Here is a 20,246-nt window from a genome sequence, read left to right as displayed (position 1 = left end):
CTGCCGGGTGCTGGGGTGGCGGGAGATGCCCAGCAGGCAGTGGACGGTGGGGAACACCACCGCCGGGAGCTGTGGTCCCGGCGGTGGCGGGTGGCGAGCCCCCGCCCCCGCAGGCGCCGCCCGAGGGGATCAACGGTCTTGCCGAGGTAAGGCGCCGTGTTGCTCGAATCGGCTCACGAGTTGCTTGAGGGTGGCGATTTCGGCGGCCAGCGCCGCATCGCCGGCATCGGTGATCTCGACCCAGGTCCGGGGCCGCCGGCCCTCGTACCCCTTGATGAGAGTGACGAGTTCCTCGGCGGCCAGCACCTCGAGGTGTCGGCCGAGGTTGCCGTCGGTGAGCCGGAGCTGCGACTTGAGGTAGGAGAATGTCGCCTTCCGTACCTGGCCGAGCACGGTCAGGATCCCGAGCCGGGCACGGTGGTGCACGACGTCGTCGAGACCGACGGAAGGATGCGGCTGCTCCGCATGTCCGTCACTCATGCACTCAGCTCCCGGCGCAACGTGAGGCTGCCGGCGACGAGCAGGCCCATGCCCAGTACCGCGAGGACGACGGTGGTCCCGTGCTGATCGAGCAGGTGGGCCGCCGGCACGTGCGGATACGCGTTGGTCAGACCGGTCGACAGCGCGTGGAACGGCTGTTCCAACCCGATGACAATGCCCGATACGGCTGCGGCAGCGGTCAGGACCCGGCTGTGCCGGACGAGCCCCACGGCGAGGAAACCGGCAGCGGTTATCGCCCCGCCGAGCGGGAGGAACGCGCAGACGACTGCCGCGCAGCCGACCAGGACGGCGATGACGACGATGTCGCGCTCACCCGGCCCGGCACCGTCACGCCGTCGGAACCGGCGATACCACCACGCTGTGACGGCGAGGCCGACGGGCCCGGCGACCACCCAGTACAGCCAGGGAAGAACGAACAGGTCGCCGAATTGCCGCAGGTCGGCGCCCGCTCCGGCCAGTTCGATCAGGCCAAGGACGATCAACGGTACCGACGCGCGGTGCAGGTCCCCTGCGGAACGCTGCCGCAGGTTCTCGAGATCTGTCAGGATGGCCCGGGCCCGGGTGGGGTCGAGGTTCGGCCGGGCCGCCACGGCTCGGGGGACCGCTTGAGGCTCGGCTGTGGTTGCCACGCGCACCACAGTGGTGGCCGCGGCCAGGTCGTGTGGCAGGCGGTGGCCGGGGATGAACAGCATCAGCAGGAAGTACGCCACGACAAGCGTCGAGTGGACCCCTGAAAGCAGCCAGACGGCGGCGACCAGGACGAGGGAGCGGACCGCTGCCCTGGCCAGGCCCGGCGGGGAGGCGTTGTCGGCGTGGCGGACGCGGAGTCCGGCCACCCGCATGCCCAGCGTCCCACCGCCGGCCGTCGTGCCGGTGAGGTAGAGCCAGACCGCAATCAGGACCGTCGCGCTGACATAGCCCGGAACGGCCTGGTAGGACGAGGTGACCGGGGGATTCTTAGCGAACATCCAGGTCCACCCGCAGACCAGCACGATCGCGTAGGCGACGAGCGCATCCAGCACGGCGGCGCCGCTTCGGGCACCCAATCCGGCTACCTCCGGGCGGCCCGTGCCGCATGGCAATGCTGCATCTGGCTCCATGGACACTCCCTATTGGCAAGAACTCTATTACGCAGAGGACTATACGGAACAGGGGGAGCGGCGGCAATGGGCGGGAGTCGCTGATCGATGCGCTGCTGCCCGCGCGGGCGGCCAGGTGCGCAGCAGGGCGGCGCTCCGGCGGCCGAACCTGGAGGGGGACGGCCCGGGGCCTTGACCGGGTAGCCCTCGAGCTGCGGGCGCTTGACCGCACCGGTCCGGCCGGAGGCGTCGGCGAAGGCGACCGTGGACGAGAACCACGGTGGGCCTGCTTCACTGACCGTCAGGCCAACCGCCCATCCGGCAGCGCGGGTTGGAAAAGGCCCAGTGGGGCCGGCGGCGGAGAATGCCGAGCGCGGACAACCCGCGTGGGCCGCTGCGTCAAAGTCTGCCCATGAGCGCAGACGCGGTACTAAGCTGCCCGCAAGGGATTGGCTGCGCGGATGAGTGCTTCAGCGAGGGGGAATGATGCATTCAGGACTGCCCTTCGTCTCGGGAATAGCGGTTCAACGCTACCTCGCCGCCGAGGAAGGGTTGGACGCCGCGTATGCCGAGGGGTGCACGCACTGGTACATCGATATGAGCTTACCCTCCGAGTTACCCGATCAATGGCCGCGCGCCCGGCGCAGGGGCCTTGCGGCACGAGCTCGCACACTCGGGCTGACGCCGATCATCCACGGCAATTTCCGGGTGCCCTACGCCACAGAGATCACCGAGCTGCGCAACGCCGCACTGGGCTATCTGAGGACCGAGTTGCGGCTCGCGGCCGACCTGAATGCGCCTGCCGTCATCATCCATGGCGGCGCTTACGTAGAGCCGCGGCCGACCAGGAGCGGACGAGAAGCCACCTTGGCCCGGTTCATCAGCACACTTGAAGTGGCCCAGGCCGATGCCACCTCGCTTGGCACCGAGCTGTGGTTGGAGAACCTGTCGCACTATCCTCGCTTCCGGCCCTTCACGTACGTCTTCACCAGACGTGAGGAGTACGCGCAGGTGCTCGCCCGGATCCCGACGACGCGCTTCATCCTGGATGTCGGGCACGCGAATGTCAACCAGTCAATGGCTCTGCCGGCCCTTCGGGAATTCGCACCGTCCATCGCGGCGCTGTCGCTCAGCAACAACGACGGCAGCGCCGACGACCACCTGGGGCTCGACCACGGCACCCTCGTGGTGGCGGATTTGCTCCAGGCCGTCCACCGTGTCAACTGGCGTGGAGTCATTGCCTTCGAGACACGGGGCGAAAGCGCTGGAGCGGGCGTCGAAGTACTGCGCACCGCGTGGAAAAGAACCGAAGAGGCGTGAGTGAAAACCGATACTTCTTCAGATACTTCTTCAGAGCACTGCGATGTCTTCGTCTCCTACACGGCGCTCGACCTGGAGTGGGCCTCCTGGGTTGCGCAAAGCCTGGAATCCTTGGGCCACAAGGTGCGGATCCAGGAGTGGGACTCCCGCCCGGGCGGGAACTTCGTCGCCTGGATCAACACACAACTGTCGCACGCCCGGACGGTTGTCGCGATCTATTCGGAAGAGTACTTCCGCTCACGCTGGTGCGAGTACGAGTGGACGTCAGCGCTGCACATGAAGAAGCTGGTCGGGATCCGCGTCAAGCAGTGCGCCCTGCCACCGCTCCTGCGCCCGATCGCCTATGTGGATGTGGCCGACACGGACGAGGACACCGCGACGAAACGGCTGGCCGCCGCGGTCGGCGGGGCACCGTCGGCGTCTCCCAACGGCCGCGTCTGCGCGCTCGACATGGGAAAAGCGGCCGCTGTCTTCCCCCGGGAGCTGCCCGAGATCTGGGAGCTGCCCATCAGGAGCAGGCACTTCATCGGGCGGAGCGAAAGCCTCAGGGAATTGGGGGAGCGGCTCAGCCGACCGGTCCCGGTCCGCACACCCAGTGTCGTGGTCGTGCACGGCACTGGCGGGGTGGGCAAGTCGCAACTCATCACCGAGTACGCGTACCAGCGAATCGAGGACTACGACATCGTATGGTGGGTTCCCGCGGAGAACGCGGTGACGGCGAATGAACGCCTCGCTGTGCTGGGCGACCGGCTTGGCGTGGTCCCCAGGACAGACTCACAGAGCCCGGCCCAACGTGTAGTGGCGGCCCTCGCCCAGCGCCGTCGCTGGCTCCTGATCCTCGACAATGTGACCGACCGCGGCCTCGCGGCCTGTCTTGTCCCGCCGAGCGGTCATGGCCATGTGGTGATCACTTCCCGCGATCCGGGTTGGGAGGGATACGGCGAACTCGTCAAGGTCGACGCCCTGCATGTCAACGAGTCGTTGGAACTGTTGCGACGGCGGCTGCCGCAACTGGACACCCGGTCGGCCCGTACCCTCGCCGACTACCTGGACCATCTGCCACTGGCCCTGGCCCAGGCCGCCAGCACCATCGCGGAAACCGGCATGCCCGTCGAGAAGTACCTTGAGCTACTGCGCAAGCAGTCGGCGTCGGTCCTCGCCGATGGCGCGCCCGAGGACTGTCCCGCCTCACTCGCCGCCAGTTGGGCACTGGCCATGGACCGCCTGCGCCAAGAAGACCCGACGGCGCTGGGCCTGCTGCAGACGGCCGCGGCCCTGGCCCCCGAGCCAATCCCGCTCGACCTGCTCGCGGCCGGTGCCGAGCACGGCGCGGGAGTCATCGGCGACGAGCTGCAGTTCTACCAGGCGGTCAGAAGGATCCGGCGGTACGGGCTGGCCCAGGTCGAGCCCCGAATGATGCAACTGCACCGCTTGGGCCGGCTCATCGTGCGTGACCGAATGGACGAAGGCGAGCAAGCGGAGCGGACCGCGATCGCCCAGCGCCTCGTGGCCGCCTGCAGACCCGGCCTGCCGCGAAACCCGGAGAACTGGGCCCAGTACAGCGCGCTGCTGCCGCACGTGCGCAGCCTCGATCTCATCGTCAGCCGGGACCGGCAGGCGCGTGCGTTGTTCCTGGACTCGGCCGAGTTCATCGCACGGCGCGGTGACGTCCAGTCGTCGCTGGACCTGGTGACCCGAGCCCATGACGTCCTGGTCACCCGCCACGGTCCCGATGACGTCGATGCCCTGTGGGCTCTGCACCTATGGGCGAACGACCTGCACTGGCTGGGCGACTACGCGGCTGCCAGGGTCATGCGCGAGGAAACACTGGCGCGCTATCGCCGAGTGCTCGGTGATGACCACCCCGACACCATGATGTGCGCCACCAATCTGGCCACCGACTCCTTCAACGTCGGCGAATACGCGGCCGCACGCGCCCTCAACGAGGAGGTTCTGGCGCGACGGCGGCGCATCCTCGGCGAGGATCACCAGGAGACCTTCCGATCGGCGAGCAACCTTGTCACCGACCTGGTGCACGCGGGCGAGTTCCGGGCTGCATCGGCTCTCAACGAGGACACCCTGGCCCGACGTACGCGGATCCTCGGCCCCGATCACCCCGACACGCTGACGTCTTCGAGCAAGATGGGGATCTGCCTCTTCCTCACCGGTGACTACACCGGGGCCCGCGCTCGCGACGAGGACACTCTGGAAAGGCGCAGGCGCCTGTTGGGCGAGAACCACCAGGACACACTCAGTTCGGCCGGGAACCTCGCCAACGACCTGTTCCACCTCGGCGAACACGCCGCCGCCCGCTGGATGAACGAGGACACCCTTGACCGGCGGCGGCGCGTCCTTGGTCCCGATCACCCCGACACTTTGACCTCCATGAGCAATGCGACCAACGACCTCATCCACGCCGGTGAGACTGAGGCGGCGTTGGCACTCGCGGAGCAGACTCTGGAACAGCGTCGAAGAATCCTGGGCGAATCACACCCGGACACTCTCGGCTCCGCCGGCGACTACGCGGTCGACCTCTTCCGTTCAGGGGCACGTGACAGGGCGTTCGCCCTCATGAACGAGGTGCTGTCGCAACGCCGGCGGATTCTCGGCCCCGACCACCCGGACACCCTCGCTTCGTCCGGAAACGTCGCTCTCGCGACGTGGTGCGCAGGACAGCACACCGCGGCGCGCTCCCTCCTGAGCTCCACGCTCAAGCGTCGACGGGACGTCCTGGGCGAGGACCATCCGGACACGCAGGCGTCGAAAAGCGCTCAAGAAGTCATCCGCAGCGCCGCGGACGCCCCGCTCGCGACTTCCCGCGCCCTCGCCGCGCTCGAGCGGCGCCGCGGAGGCGGATACAGTCCTTGCCCGTGAAGCGGAGCCGCGGGCGACATCTTTACCGTTTGGCGGCTGCGCCCAGGGCTCCTGGGCGGAAGGTCCGCGCTGTGCGGCGCTACGGGCAGCGGTGGCGTTCGGCCTGGGCGTTGTCGAGTTCGGTGTTGATGACCGCCTCGACCAGCACTTCGCCATCGCTGGTCAGTCGCACCTCGCCCATGCGCTCGTCGACTGCCAGCAGTCCGCGTTCGGCCAGCGAGTCGAATCGGGTGCGCCACGGCTCGTCGAACAGGGATCGGCCGCCGTGGCGTTGTCGGTGCAGCCGGTCGTCCAGGGGGCGCAGACTGGTCAGGGCCATCTTGACGGCACGCGCCTCCTGAGCCGGGGCCGTGAAGCGGGTCGCGGACCGCAGCGGTACCCGGCCGGCATCGACCGCCTCCGAGTAGCGCCGCCAGTCCACCTCCGTGATCGCCTCGGATCGGCGGCAGCTCGAACTTCCCCCGAGTCCGATCGCCACCTCGGCCTCCTGCTTGTCCTGGTCGACCATGATGGACTTCCAGGTCTCCGGCCCGAGGCCGTCGCGGGCGAAGTACATGGTCGGGTGCTCGGTGTATCCGTGCCTGCGCAAACCGTCGGTGAGGATCTCCCGCATCTGGTACTGCTCGCCGAGGGAGGGCCAGTGGCGCCCGTTGCGCCGCAGCCGCTCCCGGTGGTCGGGCAGTTGCCAGGCCGCGGGCTGCACGCCGGTGACGCCGGTCCGGGTGTCGGAGTACGACCTCAGGTGCAGCTTCGTGCACACCGCCGCGGTGGGGCTGTGCTCCAGAAGGACATCCAGGTCTCGCCGCACGCTGTCCACCGTCTGGTCCAGCAGACCGTACATCAGATCGACGCTGATCCATTCGAATCCGGTGCGCCGGGCGTTGCGCAGGAAGTCCAGAGCGGCTCGGGCGCTGTGCCGGCGGCCGCACTGGCGCAGAACCGGGTCGTCGAAGGACTGCACTCCGCAGGAGATCTTGGTGCACCCCAGCGCGGCCAGCAGTTCGAGTTTGTCGGGTGTGAGGGTGGTCGGGTCGCCCTCGACGCGGATGGCCGTCCCCGGACCGAACGCGAAGTTCTCCCGGTAGAAGCCGATCAGCCGGCGCAGGGCGTCCGGGGGCAGCAGTGACGGTGTTCCGCCGAAGACGTTGAACTCGCCGATCGGCGCGGTCGCCAAGGCGGGCACCCGCCGAAGCCAGAGCCGGGCCTCCCGGATGTTCCAGTCCACCCACTGGCCGGCCTTGGCGTCGGCGGCCTGCGGGCTGCCCTTGACCAGCACCACGGGGTACTGGCAGAAGTGGCAGCGGTAGGCACAGGTGGGGATGTAGGCCCACAGGTGGATGGGGGCGGTCGCGGTCAGCTGTGCCTGCAGGTCGGCAAGGAAGTCCTCGGGCGCGTAGCCCTCGACATTGCCGGGAAAGACGTGGGCTCCGAACGGGTCCTCGGCGACGTAAGTGAGCAGGTGCCGATTGCCCGGCGCGGCCAGAGCGTCGACCACGGCCGGGGTGGGCCAGGACGGGTCCGTCTCCTTGAGCGAGTCCAGTGTCCGCTCGTACGCTGTGCTCATCAGAACACCCCGCCGTTTCCGAAGTAGTTGTGCGCCTCCCCGGACTCGCGGTCCTCGCAGTAGTACCGGACGAATTCGGCGAAGCGTTCCGGTGGCACGTCACGCAGGCACGCCGGCAGCGGCGGCGGGTGTCCGACGTCCTCACCCACGGTCGCGCGCAGCCGCGCGAAGATCTCGTCGGCGAACTCGAAGTACAGGCGGTACGACGGTGTCTTGTACGAGTGGATCGGGGCGAAGTCGATCATCCGCATCTCGTCCTTGACCTCCTCCACCCGGCACGCCAGGCGTTGGGCCAGAGAGCGGCCGAAGAACTCGGCCACCCCGTGGTCCTCCAGCAGCGACGGGCTCAGCAGAACCGGCAGAACGGTGTTCTTCGGGACGAAGTCCTTGACGGAGAACGCCCATGCCTCGCGCGCTTCGGCTTCGGTGAGGTCCCTGCCCTGGTCCACCGCCGACCGCTGGGCTCGGATGTCGCGCATGACGATGACACCGTCCGAGCCGTATGCCCGGCCGGTGATCACCTCGTCGAGGGCGTGGTCGACCCTCCGGGGGTTGATCTCCACCCGGGACAGGGGTGCGTAGACGATGTCCTCCCCCGAGTTGCGCACCTTGATGCCGAAGTCCCAGTCGTCGGAGAGGTGGTTGACGAACTGCCCGTCGCGCAGTTGGTAGAAGACCTCGATGCCGCCCACCGCGTCGTGGACGTCCCGGTCCACGGCGAAGCCCTTGCCGTCGGGAAAGCCGCCGAACAGCGCGAAGGTCACCGCCCGGCAGCGCAGGGTGCGGGAGATCACCTCCCACAGGCGGGGCCGGTGAGCGAAGTGCTCCGGTGCGTAGGTGTAGTCGCACACGCCGATGGCGGCCTTCCCGGACTCCATCGCGGTGTAGAGCTGCCACAGCCAGTCCGGGGCGACTCGGCAGTCCGCGTCCGCCGAGACCAGGTAGAAGCGCCCGTCGTCGCGGACGCCACGGCCCCGGCTGCGGGTGCTCGCGAACTCCATGCCGGTCCGGCGGGCACAGGAGACGCCTTGCTCCGGTTCGGTGAGCAGGTGGATCGCCAGATCGGGATGGTCGGCGGCGAAACGCCGGACGGCGGCGGCCGTGTCGTCGGTGGAGTTGTTGTCGACCAGCACGACCTCGTACAGCGACCGCTCCAGCAGCCCCTCGGGGCCGCGCTGGTGGTACAGCGCTTCCAAGGTCGTGGGCAGGCTGCCCGCCTCGTTGTACACCGGCACGACGACGCTCATCCTGGTCCGGTCCGCCATCGGCGTCAGGAACAGCCGGTCCAGCAGCCCTTCCGCCTGAGCCCGGCCAAGATGGCGCTCTCCCAGCCTGTAGTTGTGCTCGGCCGTCCGCATCCGCCGCCCTTCATCGGTCAGCAGTTCCGCCACCTCGTCCAGGAAGACTCCCGCGGGCAGATCGTGGGCCCGGGTGTCCAGCACGGGAGCGCGAAAGCCCTTGCTCGCGTAGACGGCGTCATAGAGGTCGTACCGGGTGGTGACGTAGGGGACGCGGGAGGCGATGGCCTCGCCGATCGGGTTGCCGTAGCTCTCGTAGTCCCGCGAGGTCATGAAGGACGCGACGTCGGCGTGTGCGAGCAGGTCCCGGACCGAGTACCCGCCTCCGGCACAACGTCCGACGTCCCGTTCGTGCGGGGCCAGTCGGCCGCCGAACACCACTCGGTCGCCGACCTTCAGCGCCTCGGCCAGCGCGACGAGTGCGGCGTGCTCGGCGGGGGCTTCCGCGGGGTCTCCGGCAATGAACAGGTGGGCGTCGGTGCGGTCGGCCAGCGCGGCCAGCAGATGGATGTCCCTGTCGATGCGTTTCTGCGGAATGATCCGCGTGAAACGGGCGATGAGCGGCACCTGATCCGGAATGCCGTGGTCGCGGCGGAACGCGGTGCCGCGCTCGTCGACGCGGGCGGGACGGTGGGCGAAGGTATTCGGCAGGACATCGATGTTGCGCAGGTCCGGTGCCCAGGCCACGGTACGGCGCAGCGCTTCGTGGTGAAGCGCCGCGTAGTGGATGAATAAGGAATCCCGCGGCTTCGGCGTGTGCGCGTAGGGGAAGGCGCCGTACTTGGCCGCACTCGGCTCGCTCTGCCACATCAGGTCGTGATCGCGCCACAGAACGAACCGGCCGAGCCGGTGGCGTCTGCCGTATTCCTCGATGGCCTGGTAAAGGGCCTGGGTGTAGGCGATGTTCTCCGGAAGTGTGCCGTTCTCCACCACGACGAGGGACACCCCGAGCCGTTCCCACGTCGCCAGGATCCGGTCGCTCAGGCAGCCGGTCAGCGACGCGACGGCCGGCCGCCACCGCTCACCGTCCCCCTGCTGAACGACTTCGCGGAGCACGGCCTCCACCACGGCGGCGTCGTACCCGGGAACCGTGTCGATCCCCTCGACCCTGTCCAGGCGCACCCAGTCCGGCAGCAGGGCGGCCTCGTCGGTGTAGGGGCGGAAGAAGGAATTCTTGTCCGCCTTGATGTCGTAACCGAGATCCAAGTGGACGCGGTAGCCGCGGGAATGGAAGATCTTCGCGACCTTGATGAATTCCACGACGACCCCGGACAACGGCGTGGCGTCGAAGGAAACACCCCAGAGGACTGACATGGAGGTGGCACCTCCAAACTCGTCGGCCATTCACCGCGGGTGGCGCGGCAGCCCGAGTCGGAGCCGGTTCGATGTCGCCTTCGGATCAATGACCGAAGGCTCTGCCGCTTATGAGTGTAAGCACACCCTGGGGAAGGCGCATGCGCAGAAGGTGCCCGAGGCCGGGTCCCTCGGCCCGCGGAGCCAGAAGGTCGGGGCCCGGCCTCGGACCGAGCCGTCGGATCACGCGTACCGGTGGTGGGTGCCGACAGTGCTCGGCGCGGACGCTCGGCGGGCTTCAGCCGGCCGCTCGAAGCACCAGCCGTGATCAGGTTCTTGTCCCGTAACAGGTGCCCCTTACTGCTTGTGCGGATCTTTGAAGAAGATCACTCGATGGTGCAAATGGGCTGCCTGGGGCGTGTTCGGTGGCCAGACTCGAATCGTGTTGTGCCGAACGCCGCTACGCGCTGCTCCGGGCCGACCGGCCGGAGCCGGGGCGGGCCTTGCCATGCAGGGAGACATGCTGTGACACACCATGACGGCCGCAAGCCGGGCCTGACCGAAGACACGTTGGCCCTGGTGGCCGGCCTTGCCGATCTGGCCGTGTGCGGGCTGAGCAGCGCGGTGGGCGGCGTCAGCGGCCTGCTGCGCCGCGCCGACATCGGGGACCTTCTGGTGGACGGCCAGGAGGAGACCAAGGCCCGCGGCCGCCTGCTCCTGGGCCGGCATGCGGCCGCGCCGCCCACTCACCTGGAGGTCCTCGCCCGCACCGTCACCGCTCGCACCCAGGCGGGAAGCCGCAGTGAGTGAACGGGAAGAGCACGCGTTACTGAAGAAGCGCATCGACCAGGTCCTCAGCAAGTTCGTTACCGCGGAAGCGCAGGCTCTGGCCGACATCGACGCCTGTCTGGCGCCGGTCGCCGAGCAGCTTCATGCCGCGGCCGGGCACGGCAAGCGGCTCAGGGCGGCGTTTTGCTACTGGGGCTGGCGCGGGGCCGGGCAGCCCGACAGCGAGGCGCTGGTAAGCGCCGCCAGCGCGATCGAGTTGGTCCACGCGGCCGCCGTCGTGCACGACGACCTGATCGACCACAGCCGCACCCGGCACGGCCGGCCCACCGGGCACATCGCCCTGCGCGAGGTCCTCACCGATCATGCGCGGCCGAAGGCCGGCGCCCGGGCTCTGGCCATGCTGGTGGGTGATCTGCTGATGTCGATGGCCGGGCAGCTGTTCACCACCTCCGGCCTGCCCGGCGCCTACCTGAGCAGGGCCCGGCCTCTGTGGGCGGTCCTGGCCCGCGAACTGGTGGCCGGTGAGTGCCTGGAGGTCTTGCGCACCGGAGCCGAGCCGGACCCGGACGCGTCGGTGAAGGTCATCCGCTACAAGACCGCCAAATACACCGTCGAACACCCTTTGCAGATCGGCGGCCTTCTCGCCGGTGCCCCACCGCGGCTGCTGCGGTCGTACAGCGACTACGGCGTGCCGCTGGGCGAGGCGTTCCAGCTGCGCGATGACCTGCTGGGCCTGTTCGGTGATCCTGAGCAGACCGGCAAGGACCCGGCCGATGACCTGGCCGGGAACCGGCCCACCGCTCTGATGGCCCACGCGCTCACGTCCGCCACCAAGGCGGAACACCGCGAGCTGCACCACCTGCTCGGGCAGGCGAACCTCAGTGAGCAGCAGGTGGAACGGGCCCGGGAGATCGCTCACCGCACCGGCGCCGTCGCCCACGTCGAAGACATGATCACCGCCCGGCTGCGTGAAGCACACGACGCCCTGGCCGACGCCGATCTGACCACCGAGGCCCGCCGCGCGCTGTCTGCCTTGGCGACCCTCTCAGCCACCCGCACTCACTGACCGCCACCCCACCGGAGGAGCACCATGACCTACACCGCGGCGTCCATGGACGCCCTGCGCACCGAAGGGGACGAACTCGCCGACGCGACTGTGGCGACGCTGTTCGAGCGCGGAGAGGTCGGCACGTTCAACACGCTCATGCGCTACGTCTCCACCGTCGGGCAGGAGCTTCCCGAGGGGCTGCCGGACGTGGCCCGCGAGTACCTGAACGAGACCAGCACGCCCCCGGCCTGGGTGGACTGGGGTGAGATGGAGAAGGCACGGCTGTTCTTCATCGACAACAACGTGCACATCTCCACCGCGCTCTCGTTCGCCTCGATGCCCGCCTGCTACGTCCTGCCCCACGTGGCCAAGCTGCTGTCGTCCACCCATTCGCTGAAGTACCCCTCCAAACGGATGGCTGAGACGGGCCAGTTCACCGTCTACCTCATGCAGCCCGGCGCGTTCGAAGCCGGCAGTCGTTTCATCCCCGCGGCCCAGAAAGTGCGGCTGCTGCATGCCTCCATCCGCCACCACCTCAAGCGGGAGGACCGCTGGGACACCGCCGCCCTGGGCACGCCGATCTGTCAGGAGGACATGATCGGCGGGCAGATGATGTTCTCCATCCAGGTCCTCGATGCCCTGCACCGCCTTGGCATCCACATGAGCAACGAAGGCGCCGAGGCCTACTACTACGCCTGGCGGGTGGTCGGCGCCATCCTCGGCATCGACCAGGACCATGTCCCCAAGGACCTGCAGTCAGCCCGCGAGTTCTCCGACCTGTACATGACTCGCCACATGGGCCCCAGCGAGGAAGGCGCCCAGCTCACCCGCCAGCTCATCGACCTCTACGAGGAAGTCGTGCCCGGCACCTTCTTCGACCCGATCGTCTCCGCCCTGATCCGCTACCTGATCGGTGACACCTGCGCCGACTGGCTGCAGGTCCCCCGCACCACCTGGGACACCGTCGTCAAGGCAGCCCCCGCCCTGCTGGGGCTGCTGGAAACCATTGAGGACCGCTCACCCCTGGCGGGCTGGGCCCTGGACCGACTCGGACACCTGACAAGCGTCTTCGAACTGTCGTCCCTCACCCGCGGCCGCGTCATGCACTACGCCATCCCCGAACAGCTCAAGAACGACTTCGGAGTCAGCGGCACCATCCCGCCCAAAAGCCGTTGGACTCCGCCGTCGGCAACCATCAGCCAGTAGCAGCAACACCTTCAGGGCTCCGCCGCGGGGGCGGCTTCAGGGCGCGCCGGCCGGTGTTGCGCGTCGGCCCGGGCCGACGCGCCCGGGCCGACGTCAGTGCGGCGGCGTCGGATGGGGGATGTCGGCAGGGGAGAGGTCGGGGCGGACGCGGTGCCCGCGTCCTTCTTCGGCCAGCCCACAACCCCCGTCGAGGTCATGGGATGGCACGGACCGCCTCGGGCTGACGCGATTTCAATTCCCTCTCGTCCGCGCCCGACCCGGTTTGCAAGCTGCACCGCCGGGGCATGGTGCCGCTTGCACGATAGAGTGACCCCGGTTGTCACAGGGCGACTTCAGTACAGCTCCGGCAACGGGTGTGAGGGGGCTGTCCGGGGCGTGGGGATTTTATTGGCTGTGAGTGACCTGAACGTCGCTTACCAGGAGAATGGTTCCATTGTCGGTTCTCTCCGCACCAAGTCCGACTCCGACTGGCTGACCGTCGCGGGCGATGTCGCGGAGATTTTCGAGGACGTCGAGTGGGCGCTGACCCCGCTTTCCGGCCGTTTCTCCAAGGCGGTGCGGGCGCCGGGGAACCACGAGTTGTGGACACATCCCGGCGATCCGGTCGACCTGCGCGGTGAGAAGCGCTACCTGCGGCTGGTCGAATTTCCGCTGGTCCGCGGGCCGACCGACGTTCTGCGCTACCCGGAGTTCGCGCAGTGGTGCGGCACGGAACCGACCGCCGGCGGGCACACGCGCTTGTGTGCTGTCGCGGTGGTGTACGGGCACCACCCGCACTTTCCCCGCACGACCTGGTACGACGGGGTGAGGTTAGAGGAGGTCTCGATCGGCTGCCCGCGCGAGTGGAAGCTCTGGCCGGACCGCAGTCATCCGCGTCGGATTCCTCCCCGGCCGGACTCCGGGAGAGCGCCGTGATCGAGGAACTCCTGCCCGCGCCGGTCGCCGCGGCCGAGGCGTTCGACGACCCGGAAGCGGCGCTGAAGGGCCTGTACCCGCAAGAGGAGGCCGCCATCGCCCTGGCTGTGCCGGACCGCCGCAGTGAATTCGCGACCGCTCGGTGGTGCGCGCGCCGCGCGATGGGCGCGCTGGGTCTGCCGCCGGTTCCGCTGCTGTCGAGCACACGCGGGGCCCCGCAGTGGCCGGTTGGTGTGGTGGGCAGCATGACCCACTGCGCGGGATACCGGGCGGCCGCAGTGTCGCGCTCGGCCGACTTCATGGCGCTCGGCATCGACGCCGAGCCCAACGGCCCTTTACCGGCAGGGATCCTGGAAGTCATCTCGCTGGAACGGGAACGTGCATGGGTCCGCGCGCTCGGGTCCGCCCGAAGACAAGTGCACTGGGACCGGGTGCTGTTCAGTGCCAAGGAGTCGGTGTTCAAGGTCTGGTACCCGCTGACCCGGCGGGAACTGGACTTCAACGAAGCCGAGATCGAGATCGAGCCGGACGCGGGCACCTTTTCCGCCCGGCTGCTGGTCCCAGCGCCGGAGGTGGCCGGTAATGCCCTCGAAGCCATCGCCGGCCGCTGGATGTGCCGCGAGGATCTCGTCATCACGGCAATCGCACTGCACCGTCCCGCAGGGCAACGACCATGGACGCATCGGTCCAGTTCAGCGCATGCGTTCCCTGGTAGCTCGTCACCGCCTACCTGATGGCGAAAATCCTCGATGTCACGGTGTGCGGTGCGCCGAGAGTCGCGAGCGCACCAGGTCGACCACGGCGTCGGCCTGTGCGTTGAGATAGAAGTGGCCGCCCGGGAACACCGTCAGTTCGAACAGCCCGGTGGTGTGTTCGCTCCACGCGCGCGCCTCGTCCAGCGTCGTCCTGGGATCGTCGTCCCCGACGAGCGCCCACACCGGGCAGACCAGCGTCGGCCGGGGGGTGTAGTGGTATGTCTCGACCGCGCGGTAGTCGCTGCGCAGCGCAGGCAGGATCATCTCCCGCAACTCGGCGTCGTCCAGGAGCCGGGAGTCCGTGCCGTCGAGCCGGTTCAACTCGGCCATGACACCCGCGTCGTCCCGCAGATGTACGTTCTCGTCCCGGTAGCAGGACGGTGCCCGGCGTCCCGAGGCGAACAGCCCCACCGGTACCACCCCGTCGCCCGCCAGCCGGGCGGCCACCTCGAACGCCACCAACGCGCCCATGCTGTGCCCGAACAGCCCCAACGGACGGTCCGTCCACGGCGCGAGTGCCTCGTACGCCGCATCGGCCATTGCGCCGACGCTGTCGAGGAGCGGCTCCCCGCGCCGGTCCTGACGCCCGGGGTACTGCACGGCCAGCACTTCGGTGTCCGGCGTCAACGACTTGGAGACGCCGTGGAAGTAGCTCGCGGAACCGCCCGCGTGCGGAAAGCACACCAGCCGCGACGTGGCGCTCGCCGATCGATGGAAACGCCGGATCCAGTCGCTCGTCGGGTCGGTGCCGTTCATCGCGATGTACCTCAGCTTCCTGTTCGGAGCCCTTGGCGCACCGGACACGCCGGGGGCGCAGCTGGAACGATGGATTTCAGGTCTGGAAGCGGGTGATCACGCCGAAGCCGCGTCCGCGCGGCTGAGGCGTTTGAGGAACGTGAAGGTCGGCAGCGGCTCGAAGAGCGAGCTCCGCACGGTGTCCTAGCCGATCGAACTCGCCATGACGGCCACGAGCACTTCGCCGGGCGCGGGCCGGGGGGTGGGCACCTCGCGGACATGCAGGGATTGTGGGGACCTTGTCCTGCCTGCTCACGTCCTTGAACATCGCGCTTTCGTCCGCGAAGACCACGGCCGCGCGGTAACTGTCGGGAACCGTGAGCGCGGGGGACACCGCGGGGTCCGGGTCGCTGGACTCAGCGGTGTCCGCCGGTTCTCGCAACTGTCGGCTCCGTCGATCGGGTGCGGGCATGGACAGAGACGTACGCCGGTGTGCCGCCGGCAGGACAGGACTGGTCAGCGGGACAATTCTGCCGCCGCTTGTGAGTTCTTCTTCGCGCAGGAGGAATGGGGCGGCCACGATTCGAGGACGCCGGCCGGGCTCGCCGGCTGTCACGTGCCGTTCCGGATGGTCCCGGATGCACGACGCCTTCCGGCTCCAAGATGGGGGCACCCCGCGCACCGAGGCAACATGAGCTATGTCACGTTTATGTTCCCGCACGTGCAATCATTTGCATATTCCGGCAGGAAGGTCATATTTGTTTCTATGCTGCCGATCGTTGCACATGAAATGTTTCATGTTACGGGGGCTTAGATGGTGGTGTGAGCGGTATGCGAGAGTCGGGCGTGTGGCGGCTTTCGATCGGTTGTCCCCGGGGCTCGCTGCCACGTGCGTTGCGGTGTCTGAGTGCCTGTGTTGACACTCGGATCAGCCGGGGGGCACGATGACGAGGGAATCCCGGGTTCTTTCTGCCCTCGGGTACCTTTCCGCCTGGGGTATGTGGCCCCTCCAGCGAATGTGTGCGACCTCTTATATTTCTCGTGCGGTGCGCGGCGCGGTCCGTCGCGTTTGAATGCAGGGAGGTATGTCGTGAATTCTTCCCCGGTCAACCCGGTTAAATTTCCCTTCGGTCGCGCGTCCGAGTGTCCGATGGACCCGCCGACCGAATACCGCGCGTTACGCGAGCGTTCGCCGGTCGTCCGCGTGACCCTTCCCACCGGTGACTCGCCCTGGCTCGTCAGCAGATACGACGACATCCGTGAGATTTTCGTGGATCCGCGTTTCAGCTCCGACATGACGCACCCCGGATATCCGCGTCTATACGTTCCGGGCGAGCGCCAGCCGGGTGCCTTCGTCGCGATGGACCCCCCCGATCACACCCGCTATCGGCGCACAGTCGCGTCCTGGTTCACCAGCCGCGCGGCGGAGCGCCTGCGTCCGCGCATCCAGGAGATGGTCGACGCGCTGCTGGACGACCTGCTGGCGGGCCCACCGTCCGCCGACCTGGTGGCCCGCTTCTCCTCGCCCCTGCCCGCCATGGTGATCTGCGAGTTCCTCGGCGTTCCCTACCCCGACCGGGACCGGTTCGGGAAGTGGGTCCTGACCCTGACCGGGCGTGACGCCTCGTCCGAGCAGCAGACCGAGGCCATGACCCAGCTTTTCACGTACATGTACGCGCTGGTGGAGGCGAAGGAGGCCGAGCCGGGCGACGACCTGCTCGGGCAGCTGGCCGGCAACGAGATCCGCGACGGTGAACTGACCCGCCAGGAGGTCGTCGTCATCGGCCTGATGCTGTTGTCGGCCGGTTTCGACACCACCGCCAGTTCCATCGCCCTGAGTGTGCTCGCCCTGTTGGAGAACCCGGAACAGGCCGAGCGGCTGACGGCGGAACCCGCGCTGCTCCCGTCGGCCGCCGAGGAACTGCTGCGGCACCAGAACGTGCTCCAGTACGGTGTCGGCAGAGTCGCGTCCGAGGACGTCGAAGTGGCCGGGCAGCTCATCCGGGCCGGCGAGGGCGTCATCCTGCTGACCCCGTCCGGCGGTCGCGACCCGGACGCGTACCCGCTGCCGGACGGTCTCGACATCGGCAGGCAGGGACCGGACCCGATGACCTTTGGCCACGGCATTCACAATTGCGTGGGCAAGTTCCTCGCACGGGTCGAGATCCAAGTCGCCGTCGGCACGCTGTTCCGCCGGATTCCCGGTCTGCGGCTCGCGGTGCCGGTAGGCGAACTTCCCTTCCGCGACGACTCGATGGTCTACAGCCCGTGCGTCCTCCCGGTCACCTGGTGACCGCCGTCAACGCGGAACGGCCGCAGGCCCGGCGGGAGTTCCGTTCCCGCAGGCCCGCCCCAGCAGTTGCCCGATGGACCCGGCGCCCGAGTACGGCCGCCGGCGGACCCAGCGAGGACCGGTCGAGGCGCACCCGCCCGTCGGCGAGGCGGCCTGGCTGGTCACCCGGTACGACGACGCCCGTGCGGTGCTCGGCGACGTACGGTCCAGCTCCGACACGACCGCCGAGGTCGAAGAGACGATGCGCTTCCACACCGTCACCCAGGGGGGCATCGGCCGTGCGGCCACCGCCGGCATCGACGCCGGCGGCACGGTCGTCCGCGCGGGTGAGGGCGTCATCGTGCGGCTGCCCGCGGCCAACCGCGACCCCTCGGTCTTCGCCGAGCCGGACCGCTTCGACGTACACCGGCAGGTTCGGGACCACTTGACGCTCGGCCACGGCGTGCACCACTGCACCGGACAGGGACTGGCCGGGCTGGAGCTCCGGGTCGCGCGAGGGGAACGCCGACCCGCCGCCTGCCCGCGCTGACGCCGGCAGTGCCCATGGCCGACGTCGCTTTCCACGACGACATGGTCGTCCACGGCGTGCAAAGCCTTTCCGTCACCTGGTGACCTGACCGAACCGAGGTGTGATCACGCGTGTCCAGCGACGGAACGACCGAGGCCGCCCAGCCCATCGCCGTGATCGGCCTGTCCTGCCGACTGCCGGGGGCTGCCACCCCCGACGCCTTCTGGGAGTTACTCGCCGATGGACGCAGTCCGGTCGGGCCGATCCCGGCCGAGCGGCTCGGCCCTGCCTACCGCGCCGGTACCGGCGCGGTGCCCGCCGGCGCCGCCAGGGGTGGCTTCCTCGACGACGTCGCCGGCTTCGACGCCGACTTCTTCGGCATCCCGCCGAAGGCCGCCGCCGCCATGGACCCGCAGCAGCGCCTCGCTCTCGAACTCGCGTGGGAGGCCCTGGAGGACGCGCGCATCGTCCCTGCCGCTCTGCACGGCAGCCGTACCGCGGTCCTTGTCGGCGCCATCGCGGACGACTACGCGGCCCTGCTCGCGGCCCGCGGCAGCGCGGCGGTCACCAGTCACTCCATGGCCGGCGTCCAGCGCGGCATGATCGCCAACCGGGTCTCCTACGCCCTCGGGACGCGCGGCCCCAGTCTGACCGTGGACTGCGGCCAGTCGTCGTCCCTGGTCGCCGTCCACCTGGCCTGCGAGAGCCTGCGGCGCGGCGAGTCCGGGGCCGCGCTGGTCGGCGGGGTCCATCTGAATCTCGCGGTCGAGACGGCGGCCCGTGCCGAGGCGTTCGGCGGCCTGTCCCCGGACGGCGTGTGCTTCACCTTCGACGCACGGGCCAACGGCTTCGTCCGGGGCGAGGGCGGCGCTGTCGTGGTGCTCAAGCCGCTCGCCGCGGCGCTGGCCGACGGTGACCCGGTGCGGGCGGTGATTATCGGCACCGCCGTCAACAACGACGGTGGGGGCGAGCACCTGACCGCGCCCAGTCGGCAGGCGCAGCAGGAGGTGCTCCGGGCGGCGCTGGACGCGGCCGGGATCGGTCCGGACGCCGTGGGGTATGTCGAGCTGCACGGCACGGGCACGGCGGTCGGTGACCCTGTCGAGGCCGCGGCACTGGGCTCGGTGTACGGCGGGAGGACGGCCGCGCTGCCCGTCGGTTCGGTGAAGACCAATCTCGGACACCTCGAAGGGGCGGCCGGGATCGCCGGGTTCGTCAAGGCGGTGCTGAGCGTCGAACGCGGTCTGCTGCCCGCCAGCTTGAACTTCGAGGTCCCCAACCCGGCCGTCCCGCTCGACGCGCTCGGACTGCGGGTCGTCACCGGGCCGGAGCCCTGGGCCGAGGAAACACCCCGCACGGCCGGGGTGAGTGCCTTCGGGATGGGCGGGACCAACTGCCATGTGCTCCTGACCGATTACCCGGTCCCGCCAGCCCCTGCCACCGCCCCGGCCACGGCCCCCGCCAGGGCATCGGCGGCGGACCACGGACCGTGGATCCTGTCCGGCCGGACCGCCGGCGCCCTGGCCGCCCAGGCGCGGCGGCTCGCCGACCACGTACGGGCCACCGGGCCTCGTACCGGTGACGTCGGTCTGTCGCTGGCCACCACACGCACCGCCTTCGAACACCGCGCCGCCGTCAGCGGGGAGAGTCCGGAGCGCCTGCTCGCAGGTCTCGACGCGCTCGCGGCCGGTGAGCAGTCGGCCGCCGTACTGACCGGTGCCGTCGACAAGCCCCGGCGCGTGGCTTTCGTCTTCCCGGGCCAGGGCAGCCAGTGGGAGGGCATGGCCGTCGAACTCCTCGACTCCAGCGAGGTGTTCCGTTCGTCCATGACGCGCTGCGCTCGGGCGCTGGAGCCGTGGACCGGCTGGGACGCGCTCGCCGTCCTGAGAGGAGCGCCCGGCGCGCCCGGACTCGAACGCGTCGATGTCGTGCAGCCCGTGCTCTTCGCCGTGATGGTGTCGCTGGCGGAACTGTGGCAGTCGTACGGAGTGCGGCCCGCGGCCGTCGTCGGTCATTCGCAGGGTGAGATCGCTGCGGCGTGTGTGGCCGGGGCGTTGTCGTTGGGGGA

At 69.0% G+C, this 20,246-nt stretch carries 16 protein-coding genes; 11 read left to right on the top strand and 5 right to left on the bottom strand.

Translation table 11 applies throughout. From position 1 onward, the window contains the following. Window positions 1-129 precede the first annotated feature (129 nt). Both IEY86_RS32585 and IEY86_RS32580 read right to left on the bottom strand, forming a co-directional pair. The gene (locus IEY86_RS32585) at window positions 130-480 is read right to left on the bottom strand and encodes a transcriptional regulator (RefSeq protein WP_189135517.1); all 351 of its coding nucleotides are present in this window, start codon (window positions 478-480) and stop codon (window positions 130-132) included. Continuing rightward, on the bottom strand, window positions 477-1,547 hold the full coding sequence (locus IEY86_RS32580) for an RDD family protein (RefSeq protein ID WP_189135516.1): 1,071 nt from the start codon (window positions 1,545-1,547) through the stop codon (window positions 477-479). Before IEY86_RS32580 ends, IEY86_RS32585 begins: the two co-directional genes overlap by 4 nt. A 516-nt stretch (window positions 1,548-2,063) precedes the next feature. Between IEY86_RS32580 and IEY86_RS32575 the strand changes: the two genes are divergently transcribed. Next, a complete protein-coding gene (locus IEY86_RS32575) occupies window positions 2,064-2,900 on the top strand; it encodes a TIM barrel protein (protein WP_189135515.1) in 837 nt (278 codons plus the stop codon). After that, window positions 2,901-5,774 (top strand): FxSxx-COOH system tetratricopeptide repeat protein, encoded by a 2,874-nt coding sequence (gene fxsT / locus IEY86_RS32570; protein WP_189135514.1) that lies wholly within the window; start codon window positions 2,901-2,903, stop codon window positions 5,772-5,774. A gap of 79 nt (window positions 5,775-5,853) precedes the next feature. Here the strand turns inward: fxsT and IEY86_RS32565 are convergent, their stop codons facing one another. Together IEY86_RS32565 and IEY86_RS32560 are read right to left on the bottom strand one after the other, a co-directional pair. Beyond that, window positions 5,854-7,338: a radical SAM protein gene (locus IEY86_RS32565; protein WP_189135513.1), complete on the bottom strand. Its 1,485-nt coding sequence runs from the start codon at window positions 7,336-7,338 to the stop codon at window positions 5,854-5,856. Further along, on the bottom strand, window positions 7,338-9,950 hold the full coding sequence (locus IEY86_RS32560) for a glycosyltransferase (protein WP_189135512.1): 2,613 nt from the start codon (window positions 9,948-9,950) through the stop codon (window positions 7,338-7,340). Before IEY86_RS32560 ends, IEY86_RS32565 begins: the two co-directional genes overlap by 1 nt. Before the next feature lie 504 nt (window positions 9,951-10,454). Between IEY86_RS32560 and IEY86_RS32555 the strand changes: the two genes are divergently transcribed. The 5 genes from IEY86_RS32555 (at window position 10,455) to IEY86_RS32535 (ending at window position 14,621) form a co-directional block, all read left to right on the top strand. Next, a complete protein-coding gene (locus IEY86_RS32555) occupies window positions 10,455-10,739 on the top strand; it encodes a polyprenyl synthetase (protein ID WP_189135511.1) in 285 nt (94 codons plus the stop codon). Next, window positions 10,732-11,784: a polyprenyl synthetase family protein gene (locus tag IEY86_RS32550; protein ID WP_229698969.1), complete on the top strand. Its 1,053-nt coding sequence runs from the start codon at window positions 10,732-10,734 to the stop codon at window positions 11,782-11,784. The genes IEY86_RS32555 and IEY86_RS32550 overlap by 8 nt, the downstream gene beginning before the upstream one ends. A 24-nt stretch (window positions 11,785-11,808) precedes the next feature. Further along, window positions 11,809-12,972, top strand: a complete 1,164-nt coding sequence (locus IEY86_RS32545) for an oxygenase MpaB family protein (RefSeq protein ID WP_189135509.1) — start codon at window positions 11,809-11,811, stop codon at window positions 12,970-12,972. 393 nt (window positions 12,973-13,365) lie between these two features. After that, a complete protein-coding gene (locus tag IEY86_RS32540; protein ID WP_308425194.1) occupies window positions 13,366-13,887 on the top strand; it encodes a hypothetical protein in 522 nt (173 codons plus the stop codon). Further along, entirely contained in the window at window positions 13,884-14,621 is a 738-nt protein-coding gene (locus IEY86_RS32535; protein WP_189135508.1) for a 4'-phosphopantetheinyl transferase family protein, read from the top strand. Before IEY86_RS32540 ends, IEY86_RS32535 begins: the two co-directional genes overlap by 4 nt. Before the next feature lie 18 nt (window positions 14,622-14,639). Here the strand turns inward: IEY86_RS32535 and IEY86_RS32530 are convergent, their stop codons facing one another. Then, window positions 14,640-15,398 carry a thioesterase II family protein gene (locus IEY86_RS32530; RefSeq protein ID WP_189135507.1) on the bottom strand — a complete coding sequence of 253 codons (759 nt, stop codon included), beginning with the start codon at window positions 15,396-15,398 and terminating at the stop codon, window positions 14,640-14,642. Between IEY86_RS32530 and IEY86_RS32525 the strand changes: the two genes are divergently transcribed. The 4 genes from IEY86_RS32525 to IEY86_RS32510 all read left to right on the top strand — a co-directional run. After that, window positions 15,337-15,585: a hypothetical protein gene (locus IEY86_RS32525; protein WP_189135531.1), complete on the top strand. Its 249-nt coding sequence runs from the start codon at window positions 15,337-15,339 to the stop codon at window positions 15,583-15,585. The two genes, IEY86_RS32530 and IEY86_RS32525, sit on opposite strands and share 62 nt — an antisense overlap. Before the next feature lie 882 nt (window positions 15,586-16,467). Beyond that, entirely contained in the window at window positions 16,468-17,670 is a 1,203-nt protein-coding gene (locus IEY86_RS32520; protein ID WP_189135506.1) for a cytochrome P450, read from the top strand. 73 nt (window positions 17,671-17,743) lie between these two features. After that, window positions 17,744-18,199 carry a cytochrome P450 gene (locus tag IEY86_RS32515; RefSeq protein ID WP_189135505.1) on the top strand — a complete coding sequence of 152 codons (456 nt, stop codon included), beginning with the start codon at window positions 17,744-17,746 and terminating at the stop codon, window positions 18,197-18,199. A gap of 110 nt (window positions 18,200-18,309) precedes the next feature. Further along, a partial coding sequence (locus tag IEY86_RS32510) for a type I polyketide synthase (protein WP_189135504.1) occupies window positions 18,310-20,246 on the top strand: 1,937 nt, incomplete at its 3' end.

Source organism: Wenjunlia tyrosinilytica, assembly GCF_014646055.1.
Classification (GTDB): domain Bacteria; phylum Actinomycetota; class Actinomycetes; order Streptomycetales; family Streptomycetaceae; genus Wenjunlia; species Wenjunlia tyrosinilytica.
The sequence above is the reverse complement of the archived record's forward strand: the minus strand, read 5'-3'. Positions and strand labels throughout refer to the sequence as shown.

Coding starts and splice junctions, on each gene's coding strand:
- IEY86_RS32585 (WP_189135517.1), bottom strand. CDS start 480: ATGAGTGACGGACATGCGGAGCAGCCGCATCCTTCCGTCGGTCTCGAC.
- IEY86_RS32575 (WP_189135515.1), top strand. CDS start 2,064: ATGATGCATTCAGGACTGCCCTTCGTCTCGGGAATAGCGGTTCAACGC.
- IEY86_RS32565 (WP_189135513.1), bottom strand. CDS start 7,338: ATGAGCACAGCGTACGAGCGGACACTGGACTCGCTCAAGGAGACGGAC.
- IEY86_RS32560 (WP_189135512.1), bottom strand. CDS start 9,950: ATGTCAGTCCTCTGGGGTGTTTCCTTCGACGCCACGCCGTTGTCCGGG.
- IEY86_RS32545 (WP_189135509.1), top strand. CDS start 11,809: ATGACCTACACCGCGGCGTCCATGGACGCCCTGCGCACCGAAGGGGAC.
- IEY86_RS32530 (WP_189135507.1), bottom strand. CDS start 15,398: ATGAACGGCACCGACCCGACGAGCGACTGGATCCGGCGTTTCCATCGA.
- IEY86_RS32515 (WP_189135505.1), top strand. CDS start 17,744: ATGGACCCGGCGCCCGAGTACGGCCGCCGGCGGACCCAGCGAGGACCG.